This is a genomic window from Pseudoalteromonas sp. M8 (assembly GCF_018141365.1).
Lineage (GTDB): Bacteria > Pseudomonadota > Gammaproteobacteria > Enterobacterales > Alteromonadaceae > Pseudoalteromonas.
In genome coordinates this window covers 2,005,051-2,021,370 of sequence record NZ_CP047240.1, presented here as the reverse complement: position 1 = coordinate 2,021,370, position 16,320 = coordinate 2,005,051, and the positions used below count along the sequence as shown (strand labels likewise).

11 protein-coding genes and 1 pseudogene are annotated in these 16,320 nt (G+C 42.3%); 5 read left to right on the top strand and 7 right to left on the bottom strand.

Annotated elements, in window-relative coordinates:
- Positions 1 to 126: 126 nt before the first annotated feature.
- Positions 127 to 1,553 (bottom strand): annotated as a pseudogene (locus GSF13_RS13750) (sigma 54-interacting transcriptional regulator).
- Positions 1,554 to 1,707: 154 nt separating this feature from the next.
- Here GSF13_RS13750 and rsmF point away from each other — a divergent pair.
- Entirely contained in the window at positions 1,708 to 3,147 is a 1,440-nt protein-coding gene (gene rsmF / locus GSF13_RS13745) for a 16S rRNA (cytosine(1407)-C(5))-methyltransferase RsmF (protein WP_211868797.1), read from the top strand.
- A gap of 261 nt (positions 3,148 to 3,408) precedes the next feature.
- On the opposite strand, the gene GSF13_RS13740 is transcribed toward rsmF, so the two are convergent.
- Positions 3,409 to 3,657, bottom strand: coding sequence for a YkgJ family cysteine cluster protein (locus GSF13_RS13740; RefSeq protein ID WP_010371625.1), 249 nt, complete (start codon positions 3,655 to 3,657; stop codon positions 3,409 to 3,411).
- Between the two features lie 236 nt (positions 3,658 to 3,893).
- On the opposite strand from GSF13_RS13740, the gene GSF13_RS13735 reads away from it, so the two are divergent.
- Entirely contained in the window at positions 3,894 to 5,069 is a 1,176-nt protein-coding gene (locus tag GSF13_RS13735) for an efflux RND transporter periplasmic adaptor subunit (protein WP_211868795.1), read from the top strand.
- 5 nt (positions 5,070 to 5,074) lie between these two features.
- The gene (locus GSF13_RS13730) at positions 5,075 to 8,245 is read left to right on the top strand and encodes an efflux RND transporter permease subunit (protein WP_211868793.1); all 3,171 of its coding nucleotides are present in this window, start codon (positions 5,075 to 5,077) and stop codon (positions 8,243 to 8,245) included.
- A 67-nt stretch (positions 8,246 to 8,312) separates the two neighbouring features.
- Here the strand turns inward: GSF13_RS13730 and GSF13_RS13725 are convergent, their stop codons facing one another.
- Together GSF13_RS13725 and GSF13_RS13720 are read right to left on the bottom strand one after the other, a co-directional pair.
- Positions 8,313 to 9,527 carry a pyridoxal phosphate-dependent aminotransferase gene (locus GSF13_RS13725; RefSeq protein ID WP_039495683.1) on the bottom strand — a complete coding sequence of 405 codons (1,215 nt, stop codon included), beginning with the start codon at positions 9,525 to 9,527 and terminating at the stop codon, positions 8,313 to 8,315.
- A gap of 198 nt (positions 9,528 to 9,725) precedes the next feature.
- On the bottom strand, positions 9,726 to 10,070 hold the full coding sequence (locus tag GSF13_RS13720; RefSeq protein WP_102056684.1) for an Hpt domain-containing protein: 345 nt from the start codon (positions 10,068 to 10,070) through the stop codon (positions 9,726 to 9,728).
- Positions 10,071 to 10,189: 119 nt separating this feature from the next.
- On the opposite strand from GSF13_RS13720, the gene GSF13_RS13715 reads away from it, so the two are divergent.
- Both GSF13_RS13715 and GSF13_RS13710 read left to right on the top strand, forming a co-directional pair.
- Positions 10,190 to 10,780, top strand: a complete 591-nt coding sequence (locus tag GSF13_RS13715; RefSeq protein WP_174168981.1) for a tRNA-uridine aminocarboxypropyltransferase — start codon at positions 10,190 to 10,192, stop codon at positions 10,778 to 10,780.
- A gap of 9 nt (positions 10,781 to 10,789) precedes the next feature.
- Positions 10,790 to 11,578: a CLCA_X family protein gene (locus GSF13_RS13710; protein WP_206472806.1), complete on the top strand. Its 789-nt coding sequence runs from the start codon at positions 10,790 to 10,792 to the stop codon at positions 11,576 to 11,578.
- Here GSF13_RS13710 and GSF13_RS13705 read toward each other — a convergent pair.
- From GSF13_RS13705 to apbC, 3 genes are all read right to left on the bottom strand, one after another.
- A complete protein-coding gene (locus GSF13_RS13705; RefSeq protein ID WP_174168983.1) occupies positions 11,538 to 14,003 on the bottom strand; it encodes an EAL domain-containing protein in 2,466 nt (821 codons plus the stop codon). The two genes, GSF13_RS13710 and GSF13_RS13705, sit on opposite strands and share 41 nt — an antisense overlap.
- Before the next feature lie 460 nt (positions 14,004 to 14,463).
- Positions 14,464 to 15,048, bottom strand: a complete 585-nt coding sequence (gene dcd / locus GSF13_RS13700; RefSeq protein ID WP_010371648.1) for a dCTP deaminase — start codon at positions 15,046 to 15,048, stop codon at positions 14,464 to 14,466.
- 2 nt (positions 15,049 to 15,050) lie between these two features.
- Complete coding sequence (gene apbC, locus GSF13_RS13695) at positions 15,051 to 16,154, bottom strand: iron-sulfur cluster carrier protein ApbC (protein WP_211868791.1); 1,104 nt, start codon at positions 16,152 to 16,154, stop codon at positions 15,051 to 15,053.
- Positions 16,155 to 16,320 lie beyond the last annotated feature (166 nt).

The following is a 16,320-nucleotide window of genomic DNA, read 5'->3' as shown; positions in this document are numbered from 1 at the left end:
GGTAATACACGAGTTTGATATTGCAACTTTCAGACCAATCTGAAAGTTTATAACATTTTGATTTTTATTGTATTTATTTTTATTATATTTTAAACATCGCGAAATATCACGAGTGGGCGCGAAATATCACGAAAGCTTAGCAATTTTTAGTTTTTTCATTTTCGACCTTAGCGTACTTTCGGGTAGCCCTAACTTATCAGCCGCCCCGTTGCTGCCAGCGATCTTCCAGTTACTTATTTCTAGCACTCTTAATATGTGCTCAGCTTCCGCCTGCGCTAAAGTCAGTTCACCGTTTTCAGATTTATGCTGCTCAGTAACGTTAAGTGCTTGAGATAAATCAATTAAACGACCTTTAGATAATATCGCTTCGCGCTCCAACACGTTTTGGAGTTCTCGAATATTGCCTGGCCAATCATAACGCTGTAACGCATGAATAGCCTTTTTAGAGATTCCGCGTAGTTGCTTGCCCAGCTTTTTGTTGAGCTGCACGATGAGATTGTTGGCCAATGCGGGTATATCCTCTATACGCTCCCTTAGTGCAGGCACTCGAATAGGAAAAACGTTTAAACGATAATATAAATCCATTCTAAACTCCCCACCCTCGACCATTTGCCATAAATCTCTGTTGGTCGCTGCGACTATACGTATATCTACTTGAATCGACTTACTTCCCCTACACGCTCAAACTCTCGCTCTTGTAATACACGTAATAACTTGCTTTGCGCTTCTAGCGGTAACTCACCAATTTCATCTAAAAATATGGTCCCTTTATCCGCCAACTCAAAACGTCCTTTACGTCTTTCATTCGCTCCAGTAAATGCACCTTTTTCATGTCCAAACAATTCAGATTCAATCAAGGTTGGTGAAAAAGCAGCGCAATTTACTTTAACGAAAGGTTGCGATGAGCGCTCACTAAGGCGGTGCAGATTTCTGGCAACAAGCTCTTTACCCGTGCCATTTTCCCCTAAAACCAATACCGTACTGTCGGTCTGACTAACCAGCTCTAGCTGCGCCAACATGGCCTGAAATATTGCGCTACTACCCACCAAACCCGAGTCTTGCCAATTTTCATTTAATGTCTCTAGCAGATAGGCATTTTCATCTTTAAGTTGCTCAGTCAGTACTTGAACTTTATTCAGCGCCTCTCTTAGTGCATTTTCAGTTTTGTGCTGTTGCGACACATCGCGAAATATCGCGACTGCACCAATAATTTGCTGATCTTTAAAGATTGGGGTTGAGGTATATTCCACAGGAAAGCAACTTCCATCTTTACGCCAGAACACCTCATTGGTTACCTGTCGTGTTTTACCATCAAACATCGTTTTGTAGATGTTACATTCATCAGCAGGATAATCACTCCCATCTGCATGACTATGATGATGGTACTGATGTATTTTTTCCCCCAAAAGCTCATCACTTTGCCACCCAGTCATACGCTCTGCGGCCGGGTTTACAAAAACAGCGTTACCAGAAAGGTCAAAACCATAGATCCCCTCTCCAACCGCATTCAATAATAATTTAGGGTCCGCCAAAAAGTGTTTGATAATAGACATAGCAATCCTCGCGATATTTCGCGAGGATTATATAACCATAGTCTTTTATTGTCAGCCATGAGTTTTGCTTAATAATCACCATCGTCACAACAAATATGCATTTTTCACTCATGAAAGTGTAAAATGAGAGAAAGCTTATAACTTGAGTAACTGCGTGGACAAATCAACTTATATTCCCAGCGCGTTTCTGGACGACATAAAAACCTACTTACCAGACCACCTTAACATCGAAGACTTTATAGATAAGTGCCAGTCTCCTTTACGCCGAGCAGTCAGAGTCAATACTCTAAAAATGTCCATCACGGAATTCTTAGCCTACTGCGAAAAAAGTGATTGGCAGGCAGAGCCAATCCCTTGGTGTGAGGAAGGGTTTTGGATATCAAGAAATGAGCAAGAAGATGCTAATCTTGCTATCGGCAACACAGATATCCATTTAAGTGGCTGCATCTATGTCCAAGAAGCTAGTTCCATGTTGCCGCCCACGGCACTGAAATCGACTATCAGCAGTGATGATATTAATTTGGATATGGCGTCAGCACCGGGTTCGAAAACTTCGCAACTCGCGGCTTATATGGATGGACGTGGCGTACTAATCGCTAATGAGCTATCGTCATCTCGACTCAAAGCGCTTGCAGCAAATATGAAACGTATGGGCATACGAAATGTTGCGTTGTCTCACTTTGACGGCTGTATCTTTGGCGATTATATGCATGAATGTTTTGATAACATCTTGCTTGATGCGCCATGCTCTGGAGAAGGCACTGTTAGAAAGGACCCAAATGCCCTTAAAAACTGGTCAATTGAGTCTAATGTTGAAATTGCACAAGTGCAGAAGCAACTGATAGACAGCGCATTTCAAGCCTTAAAGCCAGGTGGCACCTTAGTGTATTCAACTTGCACATTAACACCGTTGGAAAATCAGCAAGTATGCCAACACCTCATTGATAATTATCCTCAAGCAGTAGCAGTCGAAAACCTGTCGACCTTATTTGAGGGTGCTGAAAAAGCAACAACGTCCGAAGGATACTTGCATGTGTGGCCTCAGCTATATGATAGCGAAGGGTTTTTCATTGCTCGATTTAAGAAGTTACACTCTGTTGCCGTTAAAAATCCAAAGCAGAAAAAAGGCGCTTTCCCTTTTGAGGAACTAGACAAGAAAACCACTCAACTATTGTTATCCGTACTAAAAAAACAGTTTGGTATTACCCAACTTGACGGTAAGTTGATGCAGCGCGATAAAGAGGTGTGGTTATTTCCTGACAACTTTGAAGCAATCCAAGATAAGATCAAATATTCTCGCATAGGGATTTTAATCGGTACTACCCATAAAAACGGGGTAAGATTAGAGCATGAGTTTGCCACTACTTTCGGTCACTTAGCGTCTAAAAACACTTTAGCACTAACAAAAGAGCAAGCAAAAGATTACTTTAATGGCAAAGATATACGCCTAGATGAAGTTACCAAACTAACGGGAGAGGTGATCCTCACTCTATGTGGCAGTGCCATCGGGTTAGGAAAATGGCAAAAGAATAAAGTTAAAAACAGTTTGCCTCGGGATTTAATTAAAGACGACCTGTTGATAACTTGGGTATAACCTGAATATACCCTTTTGATATTTTTAAGACCAATTATGAATATAAAGAACAACTCTTTGTTTTATATAAACTTAATAAATCATTCATTTATTTGTAAAAAGAATGAAAGGTTAACTAAACTTAACAGTACTTTCTACTTCTCCCTACAGTCTTAGAAGGTGTTTTTAGTTAGCGCACGGCTCAATCTTGAGCCTTTCCCTAGGCCCAGAACTTAGCAGGTAAGTTTCTGGGCGTTTTTTTATCAGTTAACCAGAGGCTAGTTAGGTCAACATTTCGAGTTCTGTGATGATCTGCATCGCTGCTTCATTACTGTCACCGCACACATCTTCCATGGCCTTAAATTGCAAACACACTTGTGGGCGCTCTGGCTGGTTAAACAGTTTACACAGATTATTTTCATCTAGTTGAATACACCGCTCCCCCGCAGGTTTACCATTTGGCATACCGGGAATGGGTGTTGAAATACTTGGTGCTATACAACAAGCGCCACAACCAAGCCTACAATCCATTCTGTTTCTCGCAATTTTGACAATAAGTGGTGCATTTTATCGAAAAATCGACTACACGTAAAAGCATCAATCGCTTTTAAGAATGTAACGATAAATTTAGGTACGCAAAGCTTTGTTACATATTCAGTCTGGATTTAAACACCTCGACATAACTATTCGCGTATTCTTAAGCTTATCGATGATCTAGAGCCGTTAATCTGGGTCATCAAGAATCATTCAACAGGAAGGATTTTAACGTGGCTAGTAAAAAACAAATAATTCTACCAATTGCCGTTCTTGCGGTGGGAATTGCAGCGGCTGTTGCCATGTCTGCAATGAAACAACCTCCAGAAGAGAAGAAAGAAGAAATAGTACATCCTCTCGTACAGGTTCAACCTATTCATATTGACCAAATTAGGCTGAACGTATCGTCATACGGTATCGTGATGCCAAAATACAGTACTGAGCTTGTTGCTCAGGTCAGCGGTCAAGTCATTTCATTGTCTGACAAGTTTGTCAAAGGTGGCTTTGTCAAAGAAGGTGACGTGCTTGCTCGCATCGACCCGAATGACTATGAAGCGTCGCTGATTGAAGCCGAAGCGGCTTTAGCACAAGCCAGCTCAGCGCTAGAAATAGAACAAGCTCAGGTGCAAGTAGCAAAAGCAGAATGGCAAAGGATTAAAGCAAATGCTAACGAAAAAATACCTTCCGAACTCTATTTGAGAAAACCTCAGCTCGCTGAAAAGTTAGCAAGCTTTAAAGCTGCGCAGGCAGCGGTGAAAAGAGCGAACCGAAATTTAGAGCGTACTTATATCAAAGCGCCTTACGATGCGATTATAGAGTCTCGTACCGTAAGCCTTGGTAGTGTAGTCAATCCCGGTAATGGCTTTGGAAAACTCAATGCGACATCTGTTGCAGAAGTACGCCTCCCTGTTGCCGATAACGATTTGAAATACTTACCTCAACAAGGTGTTGGCACCGATGTCGTGATCACAGCTGAAGTCGCTGGTCAACCGATGAGTTGGAAAGGTGAAATAGTCCGCAGTGAAGGCGTTATCGATAACAAAAGTCGTATGACCTACCTAGTTGCTCAAGTCGAACAGCCTTATCACAACAACGTAAAACCACTACGTTTTGGCGCTTATATCAATGCTGATATTCAAGGTTTGTTAGTGCAAAATGCCACTATGCTTCCTCATCACTTAGTGAAAGAAGGTCGCGTTGCAACATTGGATGATGATAACAAGCTGAGTTACAAAAAGGTCAATATTATTAGAGAGTACAATGGCATGGTCGTCGTTGATAACGGCGTTGAGTCAGGCCAACAGATCATTACTTCAGCGCTGGACTATCCGTCTGAAGGGATGCAACTACGTACAGACGATACTCCTTCGCAAAGCGCAAACACCCAATTGGCGCTCAAAGAGGAGTAAGGTTTATGCATAGTCAAAGCACAGAAAAAGGCTTAATTGCTTGGTTTGCACGTAACCCAGTCGCAGCAAACTTATTGATGATATTTATTATTGTGGGCGGCTTGCTTACCGCGTTTTCGATCCGCAAGCAAATGTTTCCGCAATATATAAGTAACTGGATAAGTGTTCAAGCAGTGTATCCGGGCGCGGCACCTCAAGAAGTCGAGGAAGGGATCACGATTAAGATCGAGGAATCCATGGAAGGTCTAGAAGGGATCAAGCGCTTGATCACCTACTCTAACCGCGGTTACTCGCAAACTTGGATAGAAGTAGACGAGCAGTACAACACTAAAGAAGTACTCGACGAAATAAAAATGCAAGTAGACTCCGTCTCAACTTTCCCATCAGGGATGGAGCGTCCTATTGTACGTCACGAAAAAGAGAACCAAGAAGTGATGTGGTTGTCACTCAATGGCGACTTGAGTCCCCATGATCTTAAAGAGCTTGGTAATCGCATTCATGAAGAAATGCTGTCGTTACCTGGCGTTAACCTTGTACGCTTTGATGGTGGCCTGAACTACGAAATCTCTATTGAGATAAGCCCGGATAAAATGCGCGAATACGGCCTAAGTTTTAGAGCAATTTCGGATGCAGTAAAGAGCTTCTCAGCGAACATGTCTGCTGGCCAAATTCGCTCCGAAAATGGCTATATTTCAATGCGAGTTGAAAACCAAGCCTATCGCGGTGACGAGTTTAGAAAACTCCCCTTACTAACACTACCAGACGGCGCACAGGTTAGCCTAGGCGATGTCGCCACCATTAACGATGGCTTTGAAGAAGGACTGCAATACTCTAAATACAATGGTAAGAACTCACTGGTGTATGAAGTTAGCGCGTCAAAAGACCAAGACATCACCAAAGTTGCAGATATCATTAAGAACTATCTTGAGGCAAAGAAAGGCTCACTGCCACAAGGCGTAGAACTTGAACCCTTTATTGACTTGACCTATTACCTCAATGGCCGCCTTAACATGATGCTAGAAAATATGGCGTTAGGTGGGGTATTAGTTATGCTAATGCTTGCTCTATTTTTACGTGTGCGTTTAGCATTTTGGGTAATGATGGGGTTGCCAGTTAGCTTCTTAGGTGCATTTTTAATGATGCCAATGGGTTATTTAGACGTAACGATTAACTTAGCCTCACTCTTTGCCTTTATTTTGGTGTTGGGGATTGTCGTTGATGACGCGATAGTCGTCGGTGAATCCGCCCATGCTGAAATAGAAAAACATGGTCATAGCCTCGATAATGTCGTCCGTGGTGTAAAACGTGTTGCTATCCCAGCCACTTTTGGTGTGCTTACTACTGTTGCTGCTTTCTTGCCGCAAACATTAGCAACTGGCCCAACTGCAGCATTTTCTAAAGCAATTGGTGGCGTAATAATTCTTTGCTTACTATTCTCTTTGGTTGAATCTAAGCTGGTTTTACCTGCGCATTTAGCAGCGATGAAAGACAAACCAAGCAACCCTAAAAATCCGTTCCACCGCCTCAGAGAAAAAATGGATAACGGCCTTCAATCTTTCATTGAAAACACGTACCGCCCATTCATTGTCCGCTGTATTCACTACCGCTATACCGTTATTGTTGGCTTTTTAACCATTTTAATTGTTAGCGCCGGGATGTTTGCTGGTGGCTTAGTGAAGTTTGTTGCTAATCCAAAAATCCCACATGATTTTCCACGTATCTCGATTGATATGAACTTATCTTCGTCAGAAAACGCGACGCTTGAGTCAATTCAAAAAATTGAGCAAATGGTACTGAATGTCGACAAAGAAATTGAGGCTGAGTTTGGCAAGAAAATGATCCGTGATTACATGGTGAATATGAACGGCCGCACAAGCGCAAATATTATGGTGATCTTGGTTGAACCAGATGCACGTCCAATCGATACCTTTGCACTCAGCGCCCGCTGGCGTGATGCAATGCCTGCACTGCCTGGTGTTAAATCGCTAAACATTCAAGATAGCATTATGAATGGTGGCCGTGATGACGGAGACATTAGCTTTAGGTTAGAAGGTAAACACAAAGAAGAGCTTCGTGAAGTCGCACAGAAACTAAAAGACAAGCTAGCAACTATTGAAGGTGTTGGTGATATCAATGACTCTATGCAATCAGCAACCGATGAAGTGCAGCTTGAGCTTAAACCATTAGCGTACAGCCTTGGACTCACGTTGGCGGATGTTGCATCCCAAGTAAACTTCAGTTATTACGGCCTTGAAGCACAGCGTATTTTACGTGATGGTGAAGAGATCAAAGTAATGATCCGTTATCCTAAAGAACACCGTGATGCCATTAGTGACATTCAGGACGTGCGTATCTTAACGCCTCAAGGTGCAGAAGTGCCGTTGGTAGAAGTGGCTGACGTGAAATTGGTAGACGGTGTTAACCGAATTCGCCGAGAAAACGCCAAACGCACTATTAATGTTTGGGCATCAGTTGATACAGAAATCGCACAACCTTTTGAGATAGCAAAGCAAGTTCGTGACGAATATCTTCCTAGTCTATTAAAGAATTATCCTAGCGTTCAAAGTGCAGTGGCAGGTCGCGTACAAGAAGAAATGGAGAGTGTTGCTGAGCAAATTCGTGACTTTGCCCTATCATTAATGATTATTTTCGCACTACTGGCAATTCCTCTACGTTCTTATTCTCAGCCTGTCATCATCATGTCTGTGATCCCATTTGGTGTGGTCGGCGCGGTATTCGGTCATATGGTATTGGGAATGACAATGAGTAGCTTGTCTTTCTTTGGTATTATTGCCGTAGCAGGGGTTGTGGTGAACGACTCTTTGGTTATGGTTGATTTTGTCAATAAAGCACGCGAAGAAGGTATCGATTTAAAAGCCGCAGCCGTCGAGGCCGGATGTAAACGCTTTAGAGCAATCTTGCTCACTTCGTTGACCACCTTTATCGGACTTGTACCAATCATTATGGAAACGAGCCTACAAGCTAGAATTGTTATTCCAATGGCGGTTTCGCTTGCGTTTGGTGTGTTGTTTGCCACGGTGATCACCCTAGTACTTATCCCTTGTCAATATGTGGCACTTGAAGATGTTAAACGCGTTGGCCGCAAATGGTTTAAAGGTAAAAGCTCGGCTGATAGCCAACAAACGACACCGGAGCTAAATTCTAATACTCCCTAAGTAACAAATTACTAGCCCACAAAAAAGCTCGGAAATTTCCGAGCTTTTTTATTTTTTAATACAGATGTTACTGACTGTAATGCGCAAAAAAGCGCTTTACTCTATCCATTGCAGGCTGTAAATCATCTTTATGTGGTAAAAACACTAATCTAAAATGATCCGCACTAGGCCAGTTAAAAGCGCGTCCGTGGACAAGTAGAATTTTTTCTTCTTTGAGCAAGTCCAGCACCATACGCTCATCATTCTTAATATTAAACCGCTTCACGTCGACTTTTGGAAACGCATAAAGCGCGCCCTTTGGCTTTACACAGCTTATCCCTTCGATATCATTTAAGCCTTTAAACGCAATATCACGCTGCTCATACAAACGCCCACCCGGTTCAATGAGTTGGTCGATGGATTGTATGCCTCCGAGCGCTTGTTGAATGGCAAACTGTGCAGGAACATTGGCGCATAATCGCATAGACGCGAGCATTTCTAAGCCTGTGATCAAGTCCCGCATCACTGAATGCTTACCACTGATCACCATCCAGCCCATGCGGATCCCGGCCGCACGATAGGTTTTTGCTAAGCCGTTGAAAGTGATAACTGGGATATCATCACAAAGACTCGCAATTGAAAAATGCTCTGCATCATCATATAAAATCTTTTCGTAGATCTCATCACTCAGTATTAATAGTTTGTGTTCTCTGGCAACGTCAATTAATGCCTCAAGCAATGCTTTATCATATACAGCACCGGTCGGATTATTTGGGTTGATCAGCACCAATGCCTTTGTACGACTCGTGATTTTACGCTTGATATCTTCGATATCTGGAAACCAGTCTTGCTCTTCATCACAAAGATAATGCACTGGATTACCGCCTGATAATTTAACAGCGGCAGTCCATAACGGATAATCCGGTGCGGGGATCAACACTTCGTCACCATCATTGAGTAAGGCTTGTGCGGTCATTTGAATCAATTCACTGACGCCATTGCCAATGAAGATGTTATCAACACTAATATTGGGAAAGCTTTTTTGTTGATAATATTGATACACGGCAACTCGGGCAGAATATAATCCTTTTGAGTCGCAATAGCCCTGTGCAGAATATAAATTTTTTATGATGTCTCGGTGCATATCTTCTGGCATATCAAAGCCAAATGCCGCCGGATTACCAATATTTAATTTGAGGACTTTCATGCCCTCGTCTTCCATTTTTCTTGCTTGATCCAATACCGGACCACGAATATCGTAACTCACCCCGTTGAGCTTATTACTTTTTGTTATTTGTAGCATCTATAACCCCCTCATTTTGCTCAAGCATATATCACAATGCCGTCTAAATTCTATGCTTGTGATAACTTTTTATGCTTCAAAAAAGCAACTTACAAAATGAAGTGATTAGGGTGGGATAAATAAGCGCAATATTAGGTTTCAGAAAATAAAAAAGGCCGTATAAACGACCTTATTTCCGCTCTTTGGCTTATGCTGGATTTAAGACTGTGTACTCACCCACTGCTGCAGTTTCGCTTTTGAACCTGCAACTTGTGCTGCCAGCTTCTCAATAGAATCATCAACAATATCCTGCTCCCCTTGAATAAGGGCATGCTCTATCATCTTTGCTAAATCGCTCAAACTAGCGGCCCCAAACTGAGCAGCGTTAGATTTCAAACTGTGAGCATGACGAATGGCAGCTTCTTGATCCTGATTCAAATTCAGCATCAACTCCGATTCTAACCGCTCGAATTCAGAACAACAAAAATGAACCGTATCTTCGAATTGCTCGCCCAGCAACATTTGCATGTTTTCTAGGGCACCTTCATCTATTACGATGCTCATAATTTTCCTTAAATTTAATATTCTATTACTTATGCTAGCCAAATCTGGTTTCTTGTGCAAAGTAAATGCGGGCAAGATATGATAAAATATGACTTATATTAAGAAACACCTCATCAAACATGAAACGTAATACCTGTCCAGTCTGTCAGTTTCCCACAAAAACTTGCGTATGCTCCTATATTGGTAACGTGATACCAAATGCGACTCAAGTTATTATCATGCAGCACCCAAGCGAAGTAAAAGTCGCCAAGAATACCGCAAAGCTCCTCGCCTTGCAGTTAGACAGTTTTGCGCTGTATGTTGGAGAAAATACCACTGACTTTGAAGAGTTGATTAACTTCTGCAACGGAAACCATGTTGCACTACTTTACCCAAACAGCCACGCTAAGACCTTAACTACAGAACATAATCGCGCTCAAAATCTTGATGCCATCATCTTATTGGATGGTACTTGGAAGAAAGCCACTAAGCTTTATAAGCTCAATCCGTGGCTAAGCCAGTTACCCAGTTTTCAGTTCGATTCGGTAAATGCGAGTGAATATACTATTCGTAAATCTAAACATGAATACAGTTTATCAACACTTGAAGCGGCAGCTCAATTTCTCGAGATTGTAGATCAATGCGAAACTGCGGATCTCTATAAACTTCAAGCAGGCATGGTGAAAGAACAGATGACGCGAATGCCTGATGATGTTAAGGCTCGGTATTAAAGGAAGAAAATGCCAAGCTCGAGACTACTGCGCGGATACACTCGCCGAGGACCCAATTATCGATTCGGCGATCAAGTTGATTTCAGTGAAATTAAACAGACCTTTGGCTTTAAAACCATGACCATTGGTCATTGGGTTACGCCCGAAGAAACCCGTTTATCCGCCAACTTCATTTATGATGCCCTCGCAGATCTAGCCCAAATATTACAGGTACCACCAGAAGTCATTGGCCTTCGGGGAACACTTAATTTTGCTTTTGGTACAGGCGGTCAACAAGGTATTCAAGCGCATTACGCGGCAAATACGAGAACACTCGCGTTAGCAAAAAATGCCGGCGGTGGCGCACTTGCCCACGAATGGTGGCATGCATTTGATCACTATATTTGCCAGCATTTAATAACACAGCCAAAAAAGCCTTTTGCATCGTCAGCTTGGTTACTTTCTACTGAAACCGTATTACACCCTCTGAACAATGCTTTAGCAACGTTTTTTGCGCATACCTTTTTAGATGAACAACATCAAAAACCAAATCGGTATTTTCATACCGCCAAGATTGCTGATAGCGCAAACAAACAAATATATTACGCCCTGCCCGAGGAGCTAACAGCTCGGATGTTCGAGGCCATTATTGCCTATCACAGCGATATATCAAATTCATTTTTGGCCGCGGGAATTAAAGGTTCAGAACAAGAAAAACTGGGGATTTACCCAAAGCATGAACATAGAAAACGATGCGCTGAGCCCATTTTTCACTACTTCAGCGAACTAGGAAAGATTTTATATCACCAGCATAGGTGACTTTACTTAGCCAACTCTTAAATTCCGTGAACGGCAACGGACGTGAAATAAAATAGCCCTGTGCAAAGTCGCAGCCATAGGCCTGCAAACGAATGTAGCTATTGATATCCTCAACCCCTTCTGCCACCACCCTTGATCCTAAACTGTGCGCCATATCACACGTCGCTTTACAAATTGTTTGGTTGCTCTTAGATGTCTCAATATCCATCACAAAACTTTTATCAATTTTAAGTTCATCAAATCCAAGTTTACTCAAATATGCAAGTGAGGAATATCCAGTACCAAAATCGTCTATCGCCACCTTTACGCCGATTGAACGATAATCATCTAACACCCCTTTGAGCTCTGCTTCTTTTCCTATCGTTACAGATTCCGTGATCTCTATCATTATTTGAGAAGGTGCGAGTGATAATTCATTGATAAGCGTAATAAGCTGTACCGACAACTCTCTTCTACTCAAGTCACGACCAGATACGTTGATTGAAATAACGTGCTCAGGCAATAACTTGGTTATCTCAGCTTGATAATGAAGCGCATGCTCAATCACCCATTCGGTGATCTCATAAATTTGCCCTGAAGACTCCGCAATCGGAATAAATTCGTCAGGTGGTATGTAACCAAGTTCAGGGTGAAGCCAGCGCAGTAGCACTTCCGAGCCAAATACCCTGCCAGTCCTGAGGTCTACCTGCGGCTGAAAGAATAAACTGAACTGTTCATGTTCTATCGCACTTTTAAGAAATGAGGTGAGCTTTAATTGTCGCTCAGTCGAAATAGAGCTTTCAACATCAAATAGATGCCAACGTTGACCATTGTGTGACTTAGTATTAAGAGCCTGCAGCGCGCGCTGGATAAGCTTCTCAGTGGATTTTGCATGCATTGGATAATTCGCTACCCCAACCTCTAGACTATCGACAATCTGCGTGTCTTTATAGCCAACCCCTTCTTCGAATACAGCTGATAAAATACATACATATTGCTCAACTTGACTGACCTCTATTTTACCATCAAGCACGATGGCAAACACTTGGTCTTCTAGGCGGTAAATAGGTGTGTTTCGTTTATTTGCAACGGCAGCGCTACCATAAGTATTGATTTGCTCAGAGACCTCTTTGAATAACTTATTGATGTGCTGATTTGCAAAGGTTAAGCCAAAACTCAGCCTTATTGATGGCAGGATCAGTGGTTTAAAAAGCAACAATGTATGCGCTTTATTTTGCTCCTCAAGCTTAGCGAGCGAACCAAACAGGGCGAATTTATTGGGAAGTGCAGTCTCTTTATCAAACTCAGCGTAATGAATATACATACGCCGCTTTTCCGCATCATGCCAAACCACAAACAGTAGTAAGAGCATTAAATGTAGGCTGATCAACACATGGTTTACGATTGATATTTGCTCACTTGGTTGTATTAATTGACTCCCAGCAAAACCAATTAATACCGCCACCATAGGAGACCAAATTGCGCAGCAAAAATAGACTTCCTTACGGCTGTCTTTATCTTGACTTACCAAAATCATCGTACTTAATACAATCGCACCAATAACCATTATGGACTGAAGTGCAAACGGTAAATCCACTTTAGCAAACGCCACAATGACACCACTTAGTAAGTAGATATATGCGGTCGTCTTGATGGTTAGCTTTATCTTTCTATCAAGCCTATTTTTAGTAAGGAAATGATGAAAAAACAAAAGGCTGAAGCCGAGTGCAAAACACACAAAGCTGCCACTGTAATGTAAAAAATGAATGCTATTTTGGTAGCTGAAAAAGATATCAGCGAGTCCTTTATGGGTGACGTAAAGGCAGGCTAATGACAGTAAATAGCCACCAACCGAAAGCAGGCTTGCGCGTTTCGAAATAATACCGGTACTGAGCATGAAAATACTCAATAAAAACATTACCCCCAGAAACAATCCAGTTAAAAATAGATGAGCATTGGTATCTTCTATATAAACTTCATAAGGATCAATACTCACTCTGGACAAGGAAACATAGGGTGATTGAACTTTAACAACGATCGGCTCAATATGGCTATTTGCATCAATTACCAAATGGGGGGAAAAATGGGATAACGATGTATGATTATTACCTGCAGGGATTTGAGTTAATTTTCCAATAGGGTCCGTGGTAAAAAACTCAACACTGCCCATGGATGGACGTGCGACTGTTAGCACTTGGACTGACAGATCATCGCGAACGAGGTTTGTGATTCGAAGCCAAACCGCAACACCCTTTGGAATAATTACCGTTTCTTGCGATACATTAAACTGGGCCTCGGAAAAGTCACCATAGCCTACTGAAATTAAAGGTCTTGCTTCTATAGTTTCTGCGGCCAGCTGCGTTTCAGCAGTAGCCAACATCGCAAAGATGCAACACACAATTATCGTAAACATCAGTGTGGCATACCTAGCAGCGCTAAGCCACATACCCATTCTCCTTGAGTCACTTTGACGGTGATTTATCAGCCTATTCGTTATGCAAAGAACCAAGCGTTAACGTTCAAGAAAAACACCAACCTGAAAACATTGGCTATGAGCTTCTCTTTGCAAATCAGAAGGCAACGCCATTCGCGCACTAATACCTATTTCACTTTGTCTACTGCAGTCATTCGCATGACGCTTTCGCCGACAACATAAAAAACGCATTACAATAAGTATGGTTTGGATCAAAGCAAATGCAAAAATATTATTGAATTTAAATCGTTATGGTTATTTGATGGGGGATCAAAAATGTAAAGATGGCATGCCGTTATAGGGGGTTAAATATTTAATTATAAGATTGGAACAACAACTTGTTCTCCAGCCGCTGTTATTCCAAAACTAAGCGTCAGATTTGTTTGTAATAGGCCAACTATTTACACACAAATCCTCTCGCCTACCTATTCAATTAACTGTCGTCACTAATACGCGAAGCAACCGCACTATTTTGATCCTTATATTTGGCGTCTTTACGCTCGTTATAAGGGAATTGCGCAGCACTTGTCATCGTTTCAAAGCTCATCGCACCTATTTTCATGTTTGGCCTAAGTGCCAAAGGCAACTTACCTGAGTTATAGAACTCTAATACGATGTTTCCAGACCAACCGGGATCAATACGATGCGCAGTAACATGAACCATTAAACCTAGCCTTGCCAGCGACGAGCGGCCATCTAACCAACCAACAAGGTCGGCAGGTAGGGTTACCTTTTCATACGTCATTGCCAGCGCAAGCTCACCAGGGTGTAAGAAAAACGCTTGGCCATCTTCTAACACAATTTCGTCACTCATGATGGATTCCATCGCGGCATTGATCTGATCTTTAGGACCACTGAGATCAACGTAAGGCGCGGCATGGTCCTGAAACACTCTAAACTTGTTACCCAGTCTTAAATCCACGGTAACGCCTGAAATCATATCTGGCTTAGGTGTAGGTTCGATGATTATGCGTTGTTGTTCAATCGCTTCTCGAATATGGGTATCCGATAATCTCATTCTTAGTCTTCCGTCATCACAATCTCAACACCCGATGTTGAGTCTGATTGGTAATATAACATACTGGCAACCAGTTGGGCACAATCAACATAGTGATCTGCTATACCATAATTGTCAGTCTTGCTTTCTGAGTTAGGCTCACGGACTGTGGCAATGATATCTTCGCCCTGCTCCGTTGCTGTTCTGATCTGTTCGTTAAGCGGTACTTCCGCAAGCAAAGGCACACCATAGCGACTCGCCAACGTGGTGCCACCAGAGTGACCAAAAATATGGTTGCGGCTACCACATTGCTCACAATTGAAGTAACTCATATTTTCGACCAAACCTAAAATGGGGAGCTGCACTTTTTCAAACATCGCGATGCCCTTCTGGGCATCTGCAAGCGCCAAGGTCTGCGGTGTGGTGACAATCACCGCACCACTGGCTGGCACTTTTTGCGTCATGGTAAGTTGGATATCTCCTGTGCCAGGTGGCATATCAACAATCAGATAATCCAGCTCGCCCCAATCCGTTTCATTTAACAATTGAGTAATCGCTTGAGAAGCCATTGGTCCTCGCCAAACAGTGGCGTCCTCTGCTGGGACCAAAAAGCCGATAGACATGGCTTTAATACCCGACTTTTCAATTGGTAGTAAGGTTTTATCATCTTTCGCCTGAGGTTTTTCATCCTCAAGAGCCAGTAAACTAGGTAGCGAAGGGCCATAAATATCAGCATCTAGCACACCGACTTTCGCGCCTTGAGCACGTAGCGCATACGCCAAATTAATCGCAGTGGTAGACTTACCCACCCCGCCCTTACCCGAGGCAACAAGAATAATATGTTTAATGGCTTTAAATTTTGGTCTGCCGACTACGACGACTTTCGATGTCACCTCAATTGGCTTACCTAAGTGTTGCTGCAGATAACTGGCAATTTCTTGATCACATTGAATAGCAAATGGAAAATTAATTTGTACTTGAATTTGCGCCTTTGATTCTTGTGTTTTGATCACCCAATTGGCATCAATTCCCACTGGTAATGCGGCACTACGATAGCCATTTAAAAGCTCAATGATTGCCTGTTTGGTGTTTTTTCCCTTGGCAAACCATTTTTCCAGTCCAAACATACAAATTAAACTCCTCTGGATGATGAAAATAGCCACGGAATTATGTAACATTCAACTCATTAAAACCAGTCAATTCGCGGTTCATGGTCTGAACGAAGGTGAGTCACTAAGCACACTTGTCCATTCAAGTGTTAACTCGGTGAATAATCAACCAATTCAACACCAT